A 19,953-nucleotide genomic window follows, 5' to 3' on the forward strand; every position below is an offset into this window, starting at 1 on the left:
AAGGTTAAAAAAACTCATAGATATAGAATTTCCAAATTTGAAATTAATATTGATTACTGTATATATGTTTAAAACAAACTTCCATAAGTACCAATTTAAATCTTTATAAACAATAAATGTAATGATAAAATGATTAAAATGATTAAAATGATTAAAGTATTATTTGTTATATTTTTTATAAAAATAATATATAATAAGGGGATATTTTAGAAATATGGTTAACTTTAAAGAATTGATAAACATTGAATCATTGAAAAAAATTGCTGAAAATATTTATGCAATTACAGGAATTACTATGGCATTTATTGATACTGATGGAAGAGTTGAACTTATTTTGGGGCTACAAGATATATGCGGCAAGTTTCATAGAGTACATCCAATTACCTGTAATCGTTGTTTAATTAGTGATAAATGTGGTAATGAACATATACAAGAGGGTGAATACATAGTTTATAAATGTTTAAATAATATGAGGGATGTTGCTATACCTATTTTTATATCAGGTATTCATGTAGGTTCAATTTTGATTGGCCAATTTTTTTATGATGATGAAGTTATAGATATAGAATATTTTCGTGCACAAGCACTAGAATTTGGATTTGATGAAAAAGATTACATAGAAGCATTAAGCAGAGTACCTATTTTTTCAAAAGAAAAAGTTAGACATATAATAGAATTTTTCAGAGCATTTGTTAGCACACTAGCTGAAAGTGGTTTAAAACAGTTACAATATAAAAATGCTCAAAAGGAACTTAAAAAAAGTCAAGAATACCTAAATACAATTTTTAATTCAGTAAATGATGCTATATTCGTTCATGATTTATACGGAAATATATTAGATACTAACAAAACTTCAACTGATATGTTTGGGTATAGCAGAGAAGAGTTAATAAATATGAATATAAGGAATATTGTGCCGAGAGACAAACTGGATTCTAATTTTAAAATGATAGATTTTATAAAAGATATTAGAAAAATAAAAATTTATATTTTTGAATGTAAGTGTAGAAACAAAAATAATAGTGAGTTTTTGGCAGAAGCAAATATTCGTATTGCAAATATACATGGAAAACAAAGGGTTATAGCAGTTCTCCGGAACATTACAGAGAGAAAACAGGCTGAAATAGCATTACAAAATGAAGCTTTTCAATTAGAAAAATTAAGGACAGAATTTTTTGCGAACATTTCGCATGAACTAAGAACGCCTTTAAATATAATATTAGGCGCAATAAAAGTTACTTCTATGCACCTTGAAAAAGAAAATATAGATAGGGAAAAAATCATTAATAATATTAATATGGAGAGGCAGAATTGCTTAAGATTGCTAAGATTAATTAATAATCTTATTGATTCAAGTAAATTAGATACAGGATATTTTGAACTTAATATGGTAAATTGTAATATTGTTAATATAGTTGAGGAAATTACATTATCTGTCGTTGAATATATAAATAGTAGTAATTTAAATCTTATATTCGATACCGACATAGAAGAAAAGATAGTAGCTTGTGATTTAGATAAAATGGAAAGGATAATACTTAATCTCTTGTCTAATGCTATAAAATTTACAGATAAAGGTGGAAATATATTTGTAAATATATATGATGGAGAAGAATTTATTACTATTTCCATTGAAGATACAGGCATAGGAATACCAGAGGAGAAGCTGGATATTATATTTGATAGATTTAGACAAGTAGACAGATCATTTACAAGAAATCAAGAGGGAAGTGGAATAGGTCTATCCCTTGTAAAATCACTAGTTGAAATACAGGGGGGGACAATCTCTGTAGAAAGTAAATGTGGAGTGGGAACTATTTTTATTATAAAATTCCCAGTAAAGCTAATAGATGATAGAAAAAGTAAAGAAAATGGTAAATTACTTGATAACAATTTAAACAATCAAGTAGAAAGAATAAAGGTCGAATTCTCGGACATATATACGTTGTAGTTTAGTTTTTCTATTAAAAATTTGAAGTATGAGTAAAATTAGTTATAATGACAAACTAAAAAGGATGTGCCATAGGCACATCCTTTTTAACGTATATAATAAATATTATTTAATTGGTATATATATGTCAAACTCACCATTATTCATAAATCTCTCGTCATATAATTCAAATTGAGGTCTATAATCCATTTCACAGCCTGAAACAGGAAGCCACTTAGCAAATATATTATTATAAAATTCACCTAAATCCTTTAAGTTTCCACTATAAGTGTATATAAGATAATTACCCTTTGGAACAACTTTTACATTCATACCTTCAGGTACAGCTTCAAGGCTATCTACTTCTGCACAAGCAGTGTAGTGAAATCTGCCTTCAGAATCTGGTTCATCAGCACATATACCATAGCATAACATAGATTTACTTTTGTGTGGTATACTCATGTAGCTTTTATTAAATGCCTCCCAAAGATTTGGAATTTCTCCATGTTGATTGTTTCCAAAGTAAGTTATACCAATAGCTTTAAAGCCTTCAATGTTTGAAACTCTTCCTTCCATAATTATTATCTCCCTTCATTAATTTGATAGGTTAATTATATCAAGCAATTGTTGCCAACATTATGTCATGAATTATTTGTAATTATATAAATTTAAGATTTTTTTTGTTTTGGTAAGGATATACTCCCTCAGTTCAATAGGTTCTAAAACTTCTACTCTATCACTTAAAGGAAAAATAATACTACAGGCTGTTTCAAAACTTAACATATCTATAGTATAAATCCACTCATTCTCACCTTGACTGCAGGGCTGTATGTAGAAACCTTCAAGAAGTTTCTTTTTTTCTTCATGTAATTTAATTTTTACAATGTAGGCATTATGTGCATTTGTATAATTTGTGTCATCTACAAATTGCTGTTTGCTTTTTCGCCAAAAGTCTTCAAGATAAAAGTTATCAGGCATACTGAAGGTATCCTCTAAAACCTCAACCTCTTGAATTCTACTGCACTTAAAGATTCTAATATCATTTTTTAGTTCGCAAAAAGCTATTACATACCATTGAGAGTTTTTAACAACTACTCCATAAGGTTTTATAATTCTCTCTGACACTTCATCAGTATATTTTTCATAATGTATTTTTATCTTTTTCAGCTGCAGTACTGACTTTTTTATTACATCTACATATTTATTTTCTATTCTTTTGCCCCACCAAGGATCAGAATCAATAAAAAATTTTTCTTTAGCTGTAGCAATTTCTTTCCTATGTTCTTCACCTAAAGAATTTTCAAGCTTAATAACAGCATTTTTTAACTTTTGAGCTGTTTCAGTATTCTTTTCAGCCTCTATCCCCATACTTGAAAATAACAGATTAACAATATCATTACTTTCTAGTACATTTGAATTAATTCTATAATCCTCCATGAAAGAATATCCTCCATTAGGACCTTGGATAGATGCGATAGGAAGACCAGCTTCACATAATATATCTATATCTCTATATATGGTTCTTTCAGAAGTTTCAAGTATTTTAGCTAAATTTCCTGCTTTCATTATTCCATGTGAATCAAGTAGCATAATAATTCCTAAAAGTCTGTGAAGTCTCATGAAATCACACCTCTTTTCTGATTTCTTCTCTAATTTACTAAAAATAAGAAAACCACCTATATATTTATGGGTGGTTTATAGGTTAATCTAAATTTTTCAATAACAGCTTAAGTTTTTCTCTTAATTCTGAGGCATCCTCAAGAGACATATTAGTACTACAAAATACCTTTGCAGGTATTTCAAAGGCATCTTCTTTCATTTTCATTCCTTTTTCGGTCAGCTTTACAAATACATTTCTTTCATCTTCAGTGTCCCTTACTCTTTCAAGTATTTCCATAGCCTCAAGTCTTTTTAGTAAAGGTGTTAGAGTACCAGAATCTAAATATAGTTTTTGACCAAGTTCTTTTACAGTAATATTATCCTGTTCCCAAAGGACTAAAAGAGTAATGTATTGAGTATAGGTTATGCCTAGTTTATCTAGGAAGGGTTTATAAGTTTTTATTACAGATTTAGAGGCAGCATACAAAGCAAAACATAATTGATTATCTATTTTTAAGTGCTCATAATTCATAACTCTACCAGTCCTTAAATTTATTTTGATTTTTCTATTAATGTCTCAATTGTACCTTTAAGTTTTTCAGGTGATGTTGTAGGAGCGAATCTATCTATAACATTTCCTTCTGAATCAACAAGAAACTTTGTGAAATTCCATTTTATATTTTTACCTATGATACCAGGTTTTGATTCCTTAAGATACTGAAATAGAGGATCTGCATCCTTTCCATTGACATCAATTTTCTGAAATAAAGGAAAAGATACATTATAGGTAAGAGAGCAAAAATTTTTAATCTCACTAGCATCTCCAGGCTCTTGATTTCCAAATTGATTACATGGAAAGGCTAGTATTTCAAATTTTTCATTACCATATTCATCATAAAGCTTCTGTAAGCCTTCATATTGTGGAGTAAAGCCACATTTACTTGCAGTATTAACTACTAAAAGAACTTTTCCTTTATAGTCATTTAATGAAATTTCATTTCCTAAATTATCTTTTACATTAAAATCGTAGATATTCATATCTTCACCTTCCTAATATAATTAATATGATTGCTTGAAATTAAATTGCACACAATTGAACTTATGTAATTATAATAACTCTATTCTATGTAACATGTCAATGGATTATTTGAATTTATACTTATAGAAATTTAGTTGTTTATAGTATAATTAAAATACAGACATGAATTTAAGGAATTAATATACAAAATGTTAAGAGTTATTCTCTTAACATTTTATTACCAAGGAGTTTCTAATTAGTATAAGGAGGTATAAAGGTGCACTTAGGGAAATCTAAAAATATAGAAAATAGTAATATAGATGAAGTTCATAGAGGAAAAAGGCTGAAGAAAAAGCTATTTAAAATATTAAAGATAAAACTTGTAATTATTATTTTTATAGCTATTGGAGGATATATTTTTATGCAACAACCGCAATTTGGAAAACAACCTACAGGAGCGCGACTAGAAAAAATAAAAAATTTACCTAATTATAGAAATGGAAAATTTCAGAATCTTGAGGCAGTGCCGCAGCCGAAAGAAACTAGTAGCTTTTCTACAAAGATCAATGATATTTTACTAAGTAGAAGTAAGAGAAGTAGACCTTCAGCTGCTTTGCCATCAGTAAAGACTGATTTGAAAAGTTTAAAACCAGAGGAAGATATTATAGTTTGGTTTGGTCATTCTTCATACTTCTTGCAAATCGATGGTAAAAAAATTCTAATTGATCCTGTACTAAGTGAAAGCGCATCACCTATAAAGTTTTATAATAAAAGTTATGAAGGAAGCAACATATATACGGTTGAGGATATTCCTAATATAGATTATCTTTTAATTTCACATGATCATTATGATCACTTGGATTATGATACTATACTTAAATTAAAATCTAAAGTTAATAGGGTTATTACAGGACTTGGAATGGGAGCTCATTTTGAATATTGGGGATATGATAAAAAGTTAATAATAGAAAAAGATTGGAACGAAACGGTAGTATTAACGGAGGGGTTTGAGGTAACTCTTACCCCAGCAAGACATCGTTCAGGAAGAGGCTTAAAGTCTAATCAAACCTTATGGGTATCCTTTGTAATTAAAACACCTAATAAGAAGATTTTCTATAGTGGAGATTCAGGCTATGGGACTCATTTTAAAGAGATAGGTAATAATTATGGTCCTTTTGATCTTGCAATTATGGAATGTGGGCAGTATAGTAAGTACTGGAAAAATTCACACATGATGCCGGAACAGGTAGTGCAAGCTTCACTAGATATAAGAGCGGGAAAACTTATGCCTGGACATTGGTCAAAATTTTCTCTTTCCTTGCATGATTGGGATGAGCCAATAATCAAAGTTATAGAAGAAAGTAAAAGAAAAAATTTGCAAGTACTATATCCGATGATTGGCGAAAAAGTGGATGTAAAAGATACAATTAGCAGAGAGGCTTGGTGGAAAAAAATTAAATAGTCTAGAAATAGTCTTTATTTTAGCCGTCTACCTAATTTAGAAGACGGTATTTATTTTAATTTGAAATCATAGGAATATATATCTAAATGAATAATATAAAAGGAAAAATTGTAATTATAGTATAATGGTGGTATAATCTTGAAGTGTAACCATTTACATTTTTTTAAAAAGAGGGGGAATAAAAAAATTATGAAGAAGAGAGTATTGTCAGTAGTTATGGCATCTGTCTTGGCTATTTCAGTGCTACTTACAGGCTGCGGTAGTAGTGGGAAAGATGCTAGTGCTAGCAAAGCAAAGACATTAGTATTTGCGCAAGGGGCTGATCCAAGAGGATTAGATCCTGCTTTTGTAGATGATGGTGAATCAGCAAAAGTAATCGCTAATGTATATGACGGATTACTAAAATACAAGAGTGATTCTACAGAATTAGAACCAGCATTAGCTACAGAATGGAATATAAGTGAAGATGGAAAAGTATATACCTTTAAGTTACGTGAAGGTGTAAAATTCCATGATGGTACAGAATTCAATGCTGATGCAGTTAAATTTAGTATAGATAGACAGTTGCCTCCAAATAGAACAGATGACATGCCTTATGCATCTTTCACTTTTGGACCGGTAGAAAAGGTAGAAGTAGTAGATAAAAATACAGTTAAGATAATTTTAACAGAAGCATATACACCATTTTTATCAAACTTAGCAATGGCTCTTGCAGCACCAATAGTAAGTCCAGCTGCTGTAAAACAACATGGTGATAAATTCATTGAAAATCCAGTAGGAACAGGTCCTTTTAAATTTGTAAAATGGGACAAGAGTCAATCAATACAACTTGAAAAGAATAATGAATACTGGGGAGAAAAAGCAAAAGTAGATAAATTAATTTTCCAATTCACAAAGGAAAACTCAGTAAGAGCAACACAGCTTATGACAGGAGCAGTAGATATCATAGATGGTGTTGATTCTAATAATGTAGCAGAGATAGAAAAAGCAGGAGCAGTAATGGCAGAAGATGAAGGCATGAACATAAACTATATGGCATTTAATGCTGCAAGAGCTCCATTTAATGATTCAAAACTTAGACAAGCAATAAGCCACGCTATTGATAGAGAAGAGCTTGTTAAATACTTATATCAAGGATATGCTAAGGTTGCAAATAGCTATATGCCAAGCTTTATACCAGGATTTAATGACAAGATAGTACCTTATGAATACAATCCAGAAAAATCAAAAGCTTTATTAAAAGAATTAGGAAAAGAAAACTTAGAAGTGAAAATGGTAGTTTATTCAAATCCAAGACCTTATAATCCAGCAGGACAAAAGCTTGCTGAAGCTATTCAAGGATACTTATTAAAAGTAGGTATTAAATCTAAAATAGATGTTTACACATGGACAGAATATAAGCAAAAACTTATACAAGGTGAAGGGGATATACTATTCTACGGATGGACAGGAGATAACGGTGACCCTGATAACTTCTTATCATTACTTGACTCAAATGAAATTGAATCAAGCTTAAACGCAGCAAAGTATAAAAATGAACAAGTTGATAAATTACTTAAAGAGGCAAGAGGAACTGCAAATGGACCAGCAAGAGATAAAATTTATCAAGATATTCAAGAAATCTTAACTAAAGATGCAGCATGGCTTCCAATTTCTAATGCAAAGAGCATGGCTGCACATTCTAAGAAAATAACAGGTTTTAAATACCACCCAACAGGTGTTATATTCTTTAGTGGGGTAGATAAAGAATAATCTACCATCATAAAATATAGGAAATGGAAAGCCTTTTGGATTTCCATTTTCTTTATTTAAGATAGGAGGCTCATAAATGTTTAAATATACAATAAAGAGGTTATTAATGCTTTTGCCAGTTTTGTTTGGAGTATCTGTAATAGTTTTTGTAGTAATGCGCGTATTTGCTTCAGACCCAGCAAGCATAATTTTAGGACAACATGCTACAACTGAGCAAATAGCAAGGCTTCGTGAGGAGCTAGGGTTGAATCAACCACTATACATACAATACTTTGACTTTTTAAAAGGAATTTTACAAGGCAATTTAGGAAGTTCCCTTATAACAAAAACATCTGTAACAGAAGAGCTTGTTGCAAGATTTCCGGCAACTGTTGAGCTTGCTTTGGTGTCTATTATATTGGCATCTATATTTGGAGTTATAATAGGTGTTATCTCAGCTGTGAAGCAAAATACTATAATAGACTATATAAGTATGATAGTATCACTTTTAGGAGTATCTATGCCTATATTCTGGCTTGGACTTATGCTTATAGTTCTGTTCTCTGTAAACCTTGGAATATTACCACCAGCAGGAAGAATTCAAATAGGAATGGAGCCTGTTCGTATAACAGGGTTATACTTATTAGACAGCTTAATTAGTGGGGACATGGAAGCCTTTAAGAGTTCATTAAGTCATATCATTTTACCATCAGTAGCACTGGCTTCTTATTCTACTGCTATTATAGCTAGAATGACTAGATCTACAATGCTAGAGGTAATAAGACAAGACTATATACGTACAGCACGAGCTAAAGGTGTATTTGAGAATGTAATTATTTTAGGGCATGCACTTAGAAATGCTTTAATACCTATAGTTACGGTAATAGGACTTCAACTTGGTTCTCTTCTTGGTGGAGCTGTTCTAACGGAAACAGTTTTTGCTTGGCCAGGAGTAGGAAGCTACACTATAGAAGCAATATTAAAATCAGACTATCCTGTAGTTCAGGGATCAGTTATGATGCTTGCGGTCATATTTGTTTTAATGAATCTATTTGTTGATTTACTATATTCACAATTAGACCCAAGAATAAAATATTCTTAAGGGAGATCTGAAAATGGAGAATAATATAGAAGAAGTAAAAGTCTTAAAAATTGAAAAAAGTAGTCAAAAGACATCTCGATTCAAGGAAATGTGTGGATTACTAGTACAAAATAGAGCAGCGCTAGTAGGAATGATAATAATATTAATTCTTGTTGTTATAGCAGTTGTAGGCAAATATATCGAACCGTATGACCCTAATATTGGAACGTTATCAGAAAGTTTACAAGCGCCATCTTCTACACACATACTTGGTACAGATGAACAGGGAAGAGATATACTAAGTAGAATTATAGATGGTACAAGTATTTCTTTAAGAGTTGGAGTGACATCAGTAAGTTTTGCATTAACTATAGGAATTGTATTAGGTTCTATAGCAGGATATTATGGTAAAAAAGTAGACATGCTTATAATGAGATTTATGGATATGATTTTAGCGTTCCCATCTCTACTGTTAGCTATTTCATTTATGACAGTACTTGGCAGAGGTATTGATAAAGCTATAATAGCAATAAGTATAGTGACTATACCTGAATATGCAAGAATAGTTAGAAGTTCTATCTTGGCCATAAAGGAAAGTGAATATGTTCAAGCTGCTAGGGCAATAGGAAATAGTGATTCAGCTATAATATTTAAACATATTTTACCTAATGTAATTTCTCCTATTGTTGTACGTGCAACCCTAGGAATTTCTTCAGCTATTTTAGATACGGCTGCTTTAGGATTCTTAGGACTTGGAGTACAACCACCGGCTGCAGAGTGGGGAAGTATGCTTGGATCAGGAAGAACCTATTTTTTCAATGCACCTCATATTGTACTATTTCCAGGAATAGCTATAACAATTACAGTGCTTGCCTTTAATTTATTTGGTGATGGAATTCGAGATGCTCTTGATCCAAAACTACGTAACTAGGGGGGGATTAGAATGTTATTAGAGGTTAAAAACTTAAAAACGCAATTTAAAACAAAAAATGGTATAGTAAATGCAGTAAATGATGTAAGTTTCTCAGTTAATCATGGAGAAGTAGTTGCGGTAGTTGGAGAATCAGGAAGTGGAAAAAGTGTAACCTCTCTATCTATAATGCGACTTATAGATAAACCTGGAGAAGTAGCAGGAGGAGAAATTCTATTTGAGGGAACGGATTTATTAAAGAAAAGTAAGAAAGAAATGCAGGATATTAGAGGAAATAAAGTTTCAATGATATTTCAAGAGCCTATGACTTCTTTAAATCCTGTGTATACAATAGAAAAACAGCTTTGTGAGACTTTACTAAGACACAAAAAATTATCTAAAAAAGACGCTTCTAAAGAAGCTGTAAAGATGTTGGAACTAGTAGGAATACCTTCTCCAGAAAGTAGAATAAAGGATTATCCTCATCAGATGAGTGGAGGTATGAGACAACGTATAATGATTGCAATGGCACTTGCATGTAATCCAAAGCTCTTAATTGCAGATGAACCTACTACAGCGTTAGATGTAACTATTCAAGCGCAAATTTTAGATTTAATGCTAAACCTAAGGGAAAAGTTTAAAACATCTATTTTGCTTATCACTCATGATTTAGGAGTAGTTGCAGAGACAGCAGATAAGGTTGTAGTAATGTATTGCGGTGAAGCTGTAGAAAAAAGCGCAGTAAATGAACTTTTTGAAAAGCCACTTCATCCATATACAGAAGGACTTCTAATGTCTATACCAAAAGTAGATGAAGAAAAGAAGAAACTATTCATGATAGATGGAATAGTACCAAATCCACTGGATTTACCTAAAGGTTGTGCATTTAGTGAAAGATGTATAAAGTGCATGGATATATGTAGAGAAGAAAAACCGAGGTTAGTTAAGGTTGGAGAAAGAGAAGTTAGATGCTTTCTATATAGTGAAGAGGGGGAGATAAAACATGCGTGAGGTTTTACTTCAGGTAAAGAATCTAAAAAAACATTTCCCTATAAGTTCAGGAATTCTAGGTAAGGTTAAAAATCATGTAAAAGCTGTAGATGATGTAAGCTTTGATATATATAAGGGAGAAACCTTAGGCCTAGTTGGTGAATCAGGATGTGGAAAATCAACTACTGGAAGAATGCTTGTAAATCTACTTGAGCCAACTAGTGGAGAGATAATATTTAATAATGAAGACATAACAAAGGCAAATAAAAAAAGAATAAAAGAACTTAGAAAAGAAATTCAAATTATATTTCAAGACCCATATGCATCATTAAATCCTAGAATGACCATTGGAGATATAATAGCTGAACCTATTAAGGTAAATAAGATTGCTGATAGAAATAATGTTGAAAAAAGAGTCAAGGAACTATTAGAATGTGTAGGACTTGCTTCTTATCACAGAAATAGATATCCTCATGAGTTCAGTGGAGGACAAAGACAAAGAGTAGGTATTGCAAGAGCATTAGCTGTAAATCCTAAGCTAATTGTATGTGATGAACCAGTATCCGCCCTTGATGTATCAGTTCAAGCGCAGGTTTTGAATCTATTAGATGATCTTCAAAAAGAATTTCACTTAACATATTTATTCATAGCACATGGACTTAATGTAGTTAAACATGTTAGTGATAGAGTTGGAGTTATGTACCTTGGTAGATTAGTAGAGATAGGGAAGGATAGTAACCTTTACGGTAATCCTAAGCATCCTTACACTCAAGCATTATTATCTGCTATACCTATTCCAGATCCAACTAAAAAAAGTGATAGAATTATCCTAACTGGTGACGTTCCAAGTCCTATAAATCCACCAAAAGGCTGCTCTTTCCATACAAGATGCAATAAGTGTATGCAGATATGCAAAGAGGTAGAGCCTACTATGAGAGAATTTGAAGATGGTCATTTTGTATCTTGTCACCTTTATGACTAATTAAATAGCAAATGAACAGTTTAAAAGTGCTTTTGGCACTTTCTCAGATTGTTCAAAAACCCTATGCAAATGCATAGGGTTTTATAATTAAATATCACATTAGTTAATAGTACTATATTGAAAATTAAAGTCATATTTAGTTCAAGTAATACGGTGGAGTAAGATATTGAATAAAATTAGATTAGATGATTTGATACAAATATTAAGTAATGATTTTATAAGATATAACCACAAAAATCAAAATAGCCCACTACTAAAAGTTAATGTTCTATAACCTTAAAAGATAAGATTTTCAATGATAGAAACATGGAGCGCAAAAAATCACATTTATATAAATACAACATAATATATTATTGAATTATTATTTCAGGAGGAACTTTTAGTGTATATCAGATCAAATGCAGAGAATTCGATGATGTATAATTCTCAGTTACAGGATGCGCTTGAGGGCATAAAAGCAGCAGTTCAAGGTGAAAGAGAAGATGAACTTTTTTATGACTATCTTATAAGTGTGGCACCTACAAGAGAAGAGAAAGATATTATAGGTTCTATAAGAGATGATGAACGCAGACATAATAGATTATTTAGAAAAATTTATAAAGACTTTACAGGTATGGAAGTACCTCTTAGTGGTGAAGAAACTTTTGAAAGACCAAGATCTTATATAGATGGTATTAAAAAAGCTTTATTTGGAGAGCTAAGAGCAGTAGAAAAATATAGAGCTATTAGAAGCGCTCTTCCTATTGGACCATACAGAGATATATTATTTGATATAATTACAGATGAAATAAAACATTCTTCAAAATACAATTATCTGTTTACCCTAAACAGTAGTATGAATCCTAAAGCTATGAATAGAAGTCCTATACAGGATACATCTAAATTCACCCCAGATGACTGGGTGAGATATATAACACCATTAGTAACTCGTGCTTTAGCAGAAGCTAAAGCAGGAATTAACCCAGAACACTTATATCAAGAATTTATATTATCAGGAGTGCTTGTTGGACTGGGAAAGACTCCTATGGAAGCTATAGAACAAGTTGAACAGTGGGAAAGTGATGGTACATCCCAACTGCTTGCAATGAGTAAAATGGCAAGAGGTTACTATTAATAGAATGTAAAAAAATGTGATAGCTTAGTATTTAAGTTATCACATTTTATTTACATAATTCTTATACTTATCCTTTAAGTATGCCAACCTTAGGAAGCTTATCTAGTTTACTTGCTACTCCATGGCAACTTTTAAAATGTGAGCTTAAATCTTTACCAGCAGTTAATCCATAGTGTGTAGCTCCACTCCATTTTGAATTACCGCTTACATCATATACAATTCCGTTAACTGCTACATAAGCAGGTTTTCCCATTGTGCCATCATACTGAGAAAGCTCATTTAAGGTAAATTCCCTGGTTTGTCTGGGATTTCTTTGTTCATTTTGATAGTAGTAACCGCGGTGCTCTTCAGCGGCTTCTGCCTCAGCTTTAGTTACATGAACTGTACCACGTGGGTGCTGAGGAGGAGCATAAATAGAGTACAATTTAATTGGGTTATTACCTGTATTGATTAGATTATGCCATTTACCAGCGGGTATGATAAATACAAAATCATCATAGACTCTTTTTTGAAAATCCAAGTAATCTTTTCTATCTCCCATTTTTACAATGCCTTGACCTTGTTCAATACGTATAAATTGATCAAGGTTAGGGTGGATCTCTAAACCTATTTCTCCTCCAACAGGGATGCTCATCAAGGTAAGTTGCAAATGACTTCCTGTCCATAAAGCAGTACGAAAAGTAGTATTTTGCTTAGTAGCCTCCTCAATATTAATTACAAAGGGTTGAGGTCCATAATCTTTCAATTGAATTTTCGGAAAAGCTGAGTTATTCATTGGTGTATTTACCCAGTAAGGGCAGCGAAACGTGTTGTAAGCATTATACATAATGTCTGAATTATACAGTGGTGTGTTCATGTAATAAGGACAGGGATATGTTTGATAAGCATTATACATATTGCTCATTCCTTTCATAGACTTACAATACCATCATATGATTAATGTTTAGATAAGGTGCTTTGATTCTATAGGGTACAGAGATTGAATGAGTAGTTGGATAAATAATAATACATTCCGGTTAAGGTTGAAGTTTCACCTTAATCGTATTTTATAGGCTTGGGATTTAATTGTTATAAAGGAAATAGAAATATACATAAATGTTAAGATTTTTAAGTTTGGTTAATAATAGTAACTTATATGAGAATTAATACATGATGTAAATATTACGCATTATCATATAAAAGAGGTTATCGTTATCAATTGATAATAAATGATATTTTTATAAATCATTAACAATTAAGCTTTGCGAGGATATAATGAAAAGTATAATGTATTATCAATTGGGAGTGGTTTGAATGGAAAGTTATAAATTAGGCACGAAGGTATCTATAGTTACTTTGATAGTGAATATTATACTATCTATATTTAAATTAATTGCAGGTATCTTCGGAAAAAGCTCTGCAATGACTGCAGATGCGGTTCATTCGGTATCTGATGTATTTACAACGGTAGTAGTGATAATAGGCTTAAAGATATCATCAAAGGGAGAGGATAAGGAGCATCCATATGGGCATGAAAGGTTGGAATCTGTATGTGCTAAAATAATAAGTGTAGCACTGCTTTCGGTTGGATTTACAATTGGGTATAAAAGTATAGTAAACCTTTATGAGGGTAATGTAACTACTCCAGGAAGTATTGCGCTATGGGCAGCAGTGGTATCAATCATAGTTAAGGAAGGAATGTACTGGTACACAATTGTAACTGCAAGAAAAATAAGGAGTATTGCAATGGAAGGAGATGCATGGCATCATAGGTCTGATGCTTTTTCATCGGTTGGAACTTTTCTAGGTATTCTAGGAGCCAGATACGGCTATACCTTTCTCGATCCTGTTGCAGGTATGATTGTAAGCATATTAATAATTAAGGTTGGAGTTGATCTATATATTAGAGCAGTAAAGGAACTTATTGATTCATCTGCAGATAAAGAAACACTAGATAGGATAAATAATAGTGTACTTTCTATTGATGGAGTCAGGGCTATAAAGAGTCTTAAAACCAGAATATTTGGAAATAGAATTTATGTTGATATCGAAGTATTTGTGGATGAAGAACTTTCTGTCAGGGAAGGTCATGATATTGCTGAGGTAGTTCATATTTCAGTAGAAAATGAAATTAATGCTGTAAAACATTGTATGGTTCATATTGAACCATTTACTAGCTAGTCTTTATTGGTTGTAGTCGGCAAGCCTGGTTCCATTTTACATCAAAAGTATTATTTTTTCTACTTATAGCTAAAAGTATTTTAAAATCCAATGTAAATGCATAGAGTTTTAAAATAATCTGTGAAAGTGATTTTAGCATTTTTTTTTTCAGTATATCTAATTTAGGGATAGCATTTATTATGTATACAAGTGTAAAAATATAATCTATAATCTAATTATTATACACGATAAATAATAATTAGATTATAGATGTTAACAATAAATATTTTAATTATAAGGATAATTATATACTAAAGGGCTATTTAGAAGGGGTGAAAAAATGAATTACAAAATAGAGGAACTTAAAGCATCAGACTGGGAACAAGTAGCAGCTATTTATTTAGAAGGAATAAAGACAGGTAGGGCAACATTTCAGACAGAAGTACCAAATTGGGAGAATTGGGATGCGGGACATATTAAATCATGCAGATTAGTTGCAAGATCAGGGAACAACATATTAGGTTGGGTAGCACTAAGCCCTACTTCAAGTAGATGCACTTATGTGGGAGTAGCAGAAATGAGTATTTACGTAGGAGAAAAGTATAAGGGACAAGGTGTAGGTACAGCTCTTATAGAAAGTGTAATTAATCTATCAGAAGAAGAAGGCTTTTGGACTCTTCAGTCTGGAATTATAATAGAAAATACTCCAAGTCTTAAATTACATAAAAAGTGTGGTTTTAGAGAAATTGGCATAAGAGAAAAAGTGGGAAGAATGAGTAATGGAATATGGCATGATGTAATTTTGGTGGAGCGCAGAAGTAAAATCGTTGGTAAGTTATGATAGGGTTTTATAATTAAGAAGAAGTTTAGTGAGGAGCTAGGAATTAATGAGAAATAATTGGTTTAAGATTCTCATATTTATAATTAGTATTATTTTAGCTTTTGGAGTCATTTATATTTTAAGAGATAGAAAAATGATAGGAAAAGAAATAGATAACTATAAGAATGTAAGTATCTATCATAATGGCATAATGTACACAAAAGCATATGGTAAAAATTATAGTGAAGATGGATACTACTATGGGCAAAAGTGGCAATGTGTAGAATTTGTTAAAAGATTTTACTACCAGTCTAAAGAACATAGAATGCCTGACGTATATGGACATGCAAAGGACTTTTTTAATTCTGATTTAAAGCAAGGAGAATTAAATAAACGAAGAGGCTTAGTTCAATATGTTAATGGGGGAAATATTAAACCTGAACCAGATGATTTAATGGTTTTTACAGATACTAAGTTTGGACATGTTGCAATTGTAACACAAGTGACAGCTGACTATATAGAGGTTATTCAGCAAAACATTTATGGTAAAACAAGAGAAAAATATAAAATTATTAATGAGGATAGCCAATACTATATTGGAACAAAACGTAAGCCATCTGGATGGTTGCGAAAGGAATGATTTCATTAACTATATAGTGATGAAATAATAGTTAAATTTGGATAAACATATTAACATTTAAAATTTATTCAAGAGATTATATGGATGAAAAAAATAAGAAAGTACTAGAAAATTATCTTGAAAAAAAGGCTGAGGTAGAAATAGGTGCTGAGATTGTAGATTTAAAAGAACAGCTTGGTGTTATGGAAAATACGCTAAATCAACTTAAACAAACAGCTATGAGTACTTCAACGACTAATTCAATTTCTGGAAATCAATCTCAAATGACTCAACAAAGTCAACAAGTTGCAAATCAATTACAAAAGCAAATTGGGCAATTTAAGTCGCATACACAACAACAACAACAAACTCAACAACAATTACAAAGCAATATTTGTCAGGCAATAGATTCATTAAATCAAGCTAGCCAACAACTTCAATCACATCAAGCACTTGTACAAATGAATCAATTAATTGATCAAACACAACAACAATTAAATCAAATGAGTCAGCAAAATCAGCAAAGTCAACAAGGCCAATCAAGCCAATCAATGCAAATGGGTTCAAATCAAATGCAATAAAATCTACTAGTAGTGCATTTGTAGGGAATTACCAGTAAGGTAATTCCCTTTTTTATTGGCAATTTAAGTTAAAGTCACTTATAATATATATTAGGAATACTAAGATTAAGTGTTTAATTACAATCGATTTTAATTTAATAATAGAGTAAAACAATTTAAAATATAAATTTATAAGAAGGATGTGTTTATATGCAATTTTTAGTTACTGGTTATGATGGAAAAGATGAACAAGCATTAGAGAGAAGATTAGCAGCTCGTGATGAGCATTTAAAGCTTGTTGAAGAAATGGTTGAGAAGGGAAAATACTTATATGCTACTGCAATACTTGATGAGGATGAAAAAATGATAGGTTCAGTTTTAGTTGTTGAATTTTCTTCAAGAGCTGAATTAGATGAGTGGTTAAAAATTGAACCGTATGTTTTAGGAAATGTGTGGCAAGAAATAGATATTAAACCTTGTAAGGTTCCACCTACTTTTCTAGGATTACATAAGTAGAGATTCAAAAAAACTATAATAAATTGCTCTTTTATGAGAAGTAATTTATTATAGTTTTTTTACTTTGTAAGTTCCCCCCAGTTATTCATAATCTCATATAGTAATGAGAGAGTACTTGATTTATCTTTAACTAGTATAGAACCTTTTATTTTAGCTATATTCATATTAATATTGTATACTTCATTTATTTCAACACCAAACTGAATTCTAGGGGAAATTTTTTTCCAGGCATTTTCTAAATTATCTAGGTCTTTATTAGTTTCATCCCAATTCTCATAACTTACATGAGTAATAGCTTTTTTTGCAAATCCAATTACATCTTCCGAAGGATTTCTAGGTTTCTTTAAATATTCTCCGCTTAACATAATAACTACAAAAAGTAATAATGTAACTACTGGAATAAGATACTGAATAAATTTTTTCATGGCTATACTCCTTACTTTTTTTGAATATGATCTTTATAAAGGTCTATATATAAACTATCAGGTGGAGTAAATGTAGCTACGAATACTTCGGAAGGATGCTTTACATTATGTTTTTTTAATTGTTTATGTAACCACGTAGAATTTTTGTTAATAGATTTAAGATTTTGTGTTATTACTACTCCATCATAAATAATCTCTGAACCTAAGTTTGTTTCAGATGGATTCAAATTTAAATCTGATGGAGTTACAGGTTCAAATTGTGATTTTTTAAGTATAGAAAGCTGACCGTCCTTTTCTAAGATGGCAAAGGCTACTTGAGTTAAGTCAAAAACACCTTTATCACGTAGTTGTTCAAGAAGATCACTAAGTCTATAGCGAGCTTTTCGCATTTCATTTTCTAAAAATTTTCCGTTTTGAATTACAATAGTTGGTGTGCCATCAAGATACTCAGAGGCAGTTTTTGATTTTAGTGTAATAAACTGAAGTAATATTGATAATATAGTCCAAGTAAGAAGTCCTACCCAGTGAGGCCAAGCTCGACTTGTTAAATCAGTAGTTAAAGAAGCAGCTATAGAACCTATAGTTATACCTAATATATAATCAAAAAAGGTAAGCTGACTAATCTGTTGTTTTCCAAGTACTCTAGCAAAAATCAATAAACTGAAAAACCCAATTACTCCTCTAACTAAAACTATTAGTCCTTCATTCACTCAGATCACCTCGACATTAATATGTTTATAAGGTTAGTATAACAAAAACAAGGTATTTAATTCTAATATGAGATAAATACTAATATAGTATACATGTGTTGTTAATAAATATAGATAATGAATATTAAGTATAAATAAGTATGAGGATTGATTTAAAGATAGCTTGTATTTTATTTAGCTTATATTGTATAATGGATAAAAATAAAGAAAGTGGGAGTTGGTAATATGGCAACTTCAATAAAAGATGTCGCTAGAGAAGCAAACGTATCCATTGCCACCGTATCAAGGGTTTTAAATAATGTTGATGTAGTTAATGAAGATACTAAGAAAAGAGTTTTAGATGCTATTGAAAAATTAGATTATAGACCAAATATAGTTGCTAGAAGCTTAAAAACCCAGAAGACAAAGACTATAGGAATAATAATACCAGATATATCAAATCCAATTTATCCTGAAATCGTTAGAGGAGCTGAAGATGTTTCTAACATATATAAATATAATATAATGTTATGTAATACAGATTTAGATCCTAGTAAGGAAGTTGAGTATCTAAAAGTACTTGGAGAAAAAATGGTAGATGGAGTTATTTACATAAGTAACTCATTAGAAGAAAATGTTTTAAAAACAATAAAAGGTAGCAATACACCATTAGTGTTGATTGAAACTAATGGAAGAAAAACTGACTTTCCAAGTGTAGTTATTGATAATATACAGGCAGCCAATGATGTTGTAGAATACTTAATCAAAAAAGGCAATAAGAGAATAGCATATATAGGAACAGATAAGCAGTCTGTGAATGCTAGTGCCCTTAGATATAAGAGCTATGAAAATATGCTTCAAAAATATGGAATTGCTTATGATGAAAATTTAGTGTATTTCTGTAAATACTCTTTAAAACCTGAAGACGGATATAAAGCTATGACAGCTATTTTATCAAAAACTAAGGATATAGATGCGTTATTCTGCGTAAATGATGAAATTGCTATGGGTGCTATAAATGCCCTAAGAGATAATGGGTTAGATGTACCTAAGGATATAGATGTTGTAGGCTTTAATGATACCCATGGAGCAGAGTTTTTTTATCCAAGACTTACAACTGTAGCACAACCCTTGTATGATATGGGTTCTGTAGCAACAAGAATGCTTATTAAAAAAATAAATAATGAACCTCTTGATAAGAATCTATACATTTTACCTTATGAATTTGTTGAAAGAGATTCATGTAAGTAAAAGTAAAGAAATGTATGTCGAAAAGGCATACATTTTTTTTGTACCATTTTATGGAATTAAATGATATAATCAAATAGAGAATAAGGTAAAAAATGTAAGAAAATAAATGAAATGTAA

General features: G+C 31.0%; 20 protein-coding genes and 2 pseudogenes. 14 read left to right on the forward strand and 8 right to left on the reverse strand.

Annotation, left to right across the window (positions count from 1 at the left end):
• The first annotated feature begins 214 nt into the window (after positions 1–214).
• Entirely contained in the window at positions 215–1,951 is a 1,737-nt protein-coding gene (locus ACX0KU_RS06420; protein ID WP_472992041.1) for a PocR ligand-binding domain-containing protein, read from the forward strand.
• Between the two features lie 105 nt (positions 1,952–2,056).
• On the opposite strand, the gene ACX0KU_RS06425 is transcribed toward ACX0KU_RS06420, so the two are convergent.
• The 4 genes from ACX0KU_RS06425 to ACX0KU_RS06440 form a co-directional block, all read right to left on the reverse strand.
• Positions 2,057–2,506 carry a GyrI-like domain-containing protein gene (locus ACX0KU_RS06425; RefSeq protein WP_472992042.1) on the reverse strand — a complete coding sequence of 150 codons (450 nt, stop codon included), beginning with the start codon at positions 2,504–2,506 and terminating at the stop codon, positions 2,057–2,059.
• Positions 2,507–2,578: 72 nt separating this feature from the next.
• Entirely contained in the window at positions 2,579–3,550 is a 972-nt protein-coding gene (locus ACX0KU_RS06430) for a helix-turn-helix transcriptional regulator (RefSeq protein WP_472992044.1), read from the reverse strand.
• 82 nt (positions 3,551–3,632) lie between these two features.
• The gene (locus tag ACX0KU_RS06435; protein WP_472992045.1) at positions 3,633–4,061 is read right to left on the reverse strand and encodes a MarR family winged helix-turn-helix transcriptional regulator; all 429 of its coding nucleotides are present in this window, start codon (positions 4,059–4,061) and stop codon (positions 3,633–3,635) included.
• Positions 4,062–4,081: 20 nt separating this feature from the next.
• Positions 4,082–4,567, reverse strand: coding sequence for a glutathione peroxidase (locus ACX0KU_RS06440; protein ID WP_472992046.1), 486 nt, complete (start codon positions 4,565–4,567; stop codon positions 4,082–4,084).
• Positions 4,568–4,824: 257 nt separating this feature from the next.
• Between ACX0KU_RS06440 and ACX0KU_RS06445 the strand changes: the two genes are divergently transcribed.
• The 7 genes from ACX0KU_RS06445 to ACX0KU_RS06475 all read left to right on the forward strand — a co-directional run bounded on the left by ACX0KU_RS06445 (position 4,825) and on the right by ACX0KU_RS06475 (position 12,817).
• On the forward strand, positions 4,825–6,009 hold the full coding sequence (locus tag ACX0KU_RS06445) for an MBL fold metallo-hydrolase (RefSeq protein ID WP_472992047.1): 1,185 nt from the start codon (positions 4,825–4,827) through the stop codon (positions 6,007–6,009).
• Between the two features lie 189 nt (positions 6,010–6,198).
• The gene (locus tag ACX0KU_RS06450) at positions 6,199–7,761 is read left to right on the forward strand and encodes an ABC transporter substrate-binding protein (protein ID WP_472992048.1); all 1,563 of its coding nucleotides are present in this window, start codon (positions 6,199–6,201) and stop codon (positions 7,759–7,761) included.
• A 76-nt stretch (positions 7,762–7,837) separates the two neighbouring features.
• Positions 7,838–8,842, forward strand: coding sequence for an ABC transporter permease (locus ACX0KU_RS06455; protein ID WP_472992049.1), 1,005 nt, complete (start codon positions 7,838–7,840; stop codon positions 8,840–8,842).
• Between the two features lie 13 nt (positions 8,843–8,855).
• The gene (locus ACX0KU_RS06460; RefSeq protein WP_472992050.1) at positions 8,856–9,752 is read left to right on the forward strand and encodes an ABC transporter permease; all 897 of its coding nucleotides are present in this window, start codon (positions 8,856–8,858) and stop codon (positions 9,750–9,752) included.
• Between the two features lie 12 nt (positions 9,753–9,764).
• Positions 9,765–10,742, forward strand: a complete 978-nt coding sequence (locus tag ACX0KU_RS06465) for an ABC transporter ATP-binding protein (RefSeq protein WP_472992051.1) — start codon at positions 9,765–9,767, stop codon at positions 10,740–10,742.
• Positions 10,735–11,703 carry an ABC transporter ATP-binding protein gene (locus ACX0KU_RS06470; RefSeq protein ID WP_472992052.1) on the forward strand — a complete coding sequence of 323 codons (969 nt, stop codon included), beginning with the start codon at positions 10,735–10,737 and terminating at the stop codon, positions 11,701–11,703. The genes ACX0KU_RS06465 and ACX0KU_RS06470 overlap by 8 nt, the downstream gene beginning before the upstream one ends.
• A gap of 382 nt (positions 11,704–12,085) precedes the next feature.
• Positions 12,086–12,817 carry a ferritin-like domain-containing protein gene (locus ACX0KU_RS06475; RefSeq protein WP_472992053.1) on the forward strand — a complete coding sequence of 244 codons (732 nt, stop codon included), beginning with the start codon at positions 12,086–12,088 and terminating at the stop codon, positions 12,815–12,817.
• Between the two features lie 67 nt (positions 12,818–12,884).
• Here ACX0KU_RS06475 and ACX0KU_RS06480 read toward each other — a convergent pair.
• Together ACX0KU_RS06480 and ACX0KU_RS06485 are read right to left on the reverse strand one after the other, a co-directional pair.
• Positions 12,885–13,091, reverse strand: a pseudogene (locus ACX0KU_RS06480) (cytochrome b5 domain-containing protein); the annotation flags it as partial.
• A gap of 69 nt (positions 13,092–13,160) precedes the next feature.
• A pseudogene (locus ACX0KU_RS06485) lies at positions 13,161–13,712 on the reverse strand (cupin domain-containing protein); the annotation flags it as partial.
• A gap of 398 nt (positions 13,713–14,110) precedes the next feature.
• Here ACX0KU_RS06485 and ACX0KU_RS06490 point away from each other — a divergent pair.
• The 5 genes from ACX0KU_RS06490 (at position 14,111) to ACX0KU_RS06510 (ending at position 17,471) form a co-directional block, all read left to right on the forward strand.
• Positions 14,111–14,977 (forward strand): cation diffusion facilitator family transporter, encoded by an 867-nt coding sequence (locus tag ACX0KU_RS06490; protein ID WP_472992054.1) that lies wholly within the window; start codon positions 14,111–14,113, stop codon positions 14,975–14,977.
• Positions 14,978–15,296: 319 nt separating this feature from the next.
• Positions 15,297–15,797 (forward strand): GNAT family N-acetyltransferase, encoded by a 501-nt coding sequence (locus tag ACX0KU_RS06495; protein ID WP_472992055.1) that lies wholly within the window; start codon positions 15,297–15,299, stop codon positions 15,795–15,797.
• 46 nt (positions 15,798–15,843) lie between these two features.
• Entirely contained in the window at positions 15,844–16,416 is a 573-nt protein-coding gene (locus ACX0KU_RS06500; protein WP_472992056.1) for a CHAP domain-containing protein, read from the forward strand.
• Positions 16,417–16,496: 80 nt separating this feature from the next.
• Positions 16,497–16,976: a hypothetical protein gene (locus ACX0KU_RS06505; RefSeq protein ID WP_472992057.1), complete on the forward strand. Its 480-nt coding sequence runs from the start codon at positions 16,497–16,499 to the stop codon at positions 16,974–16,976.
• Positions 16,977–17,165: 189 nt separating this feature from the next.
• Complete coding sequence (locus ACX0KU_RS06510; RefSeq protein WP_472992058.1) at positions 17,166–17,471, forward strand: YciI family protein; 306 nt, start codon at positions 17,166–17,168, stop codon at positions 17,469–17,471.
• Between the two features lie 59 nt (positions 17,472–17,530).
• Here ACX0KU_RS06510 and ACX0KU_RS06515 read toward each other — a convergent pair whose 3' ends face one another.
• Positions 17,531–17,896: a DUF4363 family protein gene (locus ACX0KU_RS06515; protein WP_472992059.1), complete on the reverse strand. Its 366-nt coding sequence runs from the start codon at positions 17,894–17,896 to the stop codon at positions 17,531–17,533.
• Positions 17,897–17,907: 11 nt separating this feature from the next.
• Positions 17,908–18,606, reverse strand: a complete 699-nt coding sequence (locus tag ACX0KU_RS06520; RefSeq protein WP_472992060.1) for a DUF421 domain-containing protein — start codon at positions 18,604–18,606, stop codon at positions 17,908–17,910.
• A gap of 225 nt (positions 18,607–18,831) precedes the next feature.
• Here ACX0KU_RS06520 and ACX0KU_RS06525 point away from each other — a divergent pair, with 225 nt between their 5' ends.
• On the forward strand, positions 18,832–19,836 hold the full coding sequence (locus tag ACX0KU_RS06525) for a LacI family DNA-binding transcriptional regulator (protein ID WP_472992061.1): 1,005 nt from the start codon (positions 18,832–18,834) through the stop codon (positions 19,834–19,836).
• The last annotated feature ends 117 nt before the right edge of the window (positions 19,837–19,953 follow it).

The sequence above is a fragment of the Clostridium sp. X genome, from assembly GCF_055755365.1.

Coding starts and splice junctions, on each gene's coding strand:
- ACX0KU_RS06425 (WP_472992042.1), bottom strand. CDS start 2,506: ATGGAAGGAAGAGTTTCAAACATTGAAGGCTTTAAAGCTATTGGTATA.
- ACX0KU_RS06500 (WP_472992056.1), top strand. CDS start 15,844: ATGAGAAATAATTGGTTTAAGATTCTCATATTTATAATTAGTATTATT.
- ACX0KU_RS06450 (WP_472992048.1), top strand. CDS start 6,199: ATGAAGAAGAGAGTATTGTCAGTAGTTATGGCATCTGTCTTGGCTATT.
- ACX0KU_RS06460 (WP_472992050.1), top strand. CDS start 8,856: ATGGAGAATAATATAGAAGAAGTAAAAGTCTTAAAAATTGAAAAAAGT.
- ACX0KU_RS06525 (WP_472992061.1), top strand. CDS start 18,832: ATGGCAACTTCAATAAAAGATGTCGCTAGAGAAGCAAACGTATCCATT.
- ACX0KU_RS06490 (WP_472992054.1), top strand. CDS start 14,111: ATGGAAAGTTATAAATTAGGCACGAAGGTATCTATAGTTACTTTGATA.
- ACX0KU_RS06420 (WP_472992041.1), top strand. CDS start 215: ATGGTTAACTTTAAAGAATTGATAAACATTGAATCATTGAAAAAAATT.
- ACX0KU_RS06435 (WP_472992045.1), bottom strand. CDS start 4,061: ATGAATTATGAGCACTTAAAAATAGATAATCAATTATGTTTTGCTTTG.
- ACX0KU_RS06455 (WP_472992049.1), top strand. CDS start 7,838: ATGTTTAAATATACAATAAAGAGGTTATTAATGCTTTTGCCAGTTTTG.
- ACX0KU_RS06440 (WP_472992046.1), bottom strand. CDS start 4,567: ATGAATATCTACGATTTTAATGTAAAAGATAATTTAGGAAATGAAATT.
- ACX0KU_RS06495 (WP_472992055.1), top strand. CDS start 15,297: ATGAATTACAAAATAGAGGAACTTAAAGCATCAGACTGGGAACAAGTA.
- ACX0KU_RS06505 (WP_472992057.1), top strand. CDS start 16,497: ATGGATGAAAAAAATAAGAAAGTACTAGAAAATTATCTTGAAAAAAAG.
- ACX0KU_RS06510 (WP_472992058.1), top strand. CDS start 17,166: ATGCAATTTTTAGTTACTGGTTATGATGGAAAAGATGAACAAGCATTA.
- ACX0KU_RS06515 (WP_472992059.1), bottom strand. CDS start 17,896: ATGAAAAAATTTATTCAGTATCTTATTCCAGTAGTTACATTATTACTT.
- ACX0KU_RS06465 (WP_472992051.1), top strand. CDS start 9,765: ATGTTATTAGAGGTTAAAAACTTAAAAACGCAATTTAAAACAAAAAAT.
- ACX0KU_RS06430 (WP_472992044.1), bottom strand. CDS start 3,550: ATGAGACTTCACAGACTTTTAGGAATTATTATGCTACTTGATTCACAT.
- ACX0KU_RS06470 (WP_472992052.1), top strand. CDS start 10,735: ATGCGTGAGGTTTTACTTCAGGTAAAGAATCTAAAAAAACATTTCCCT.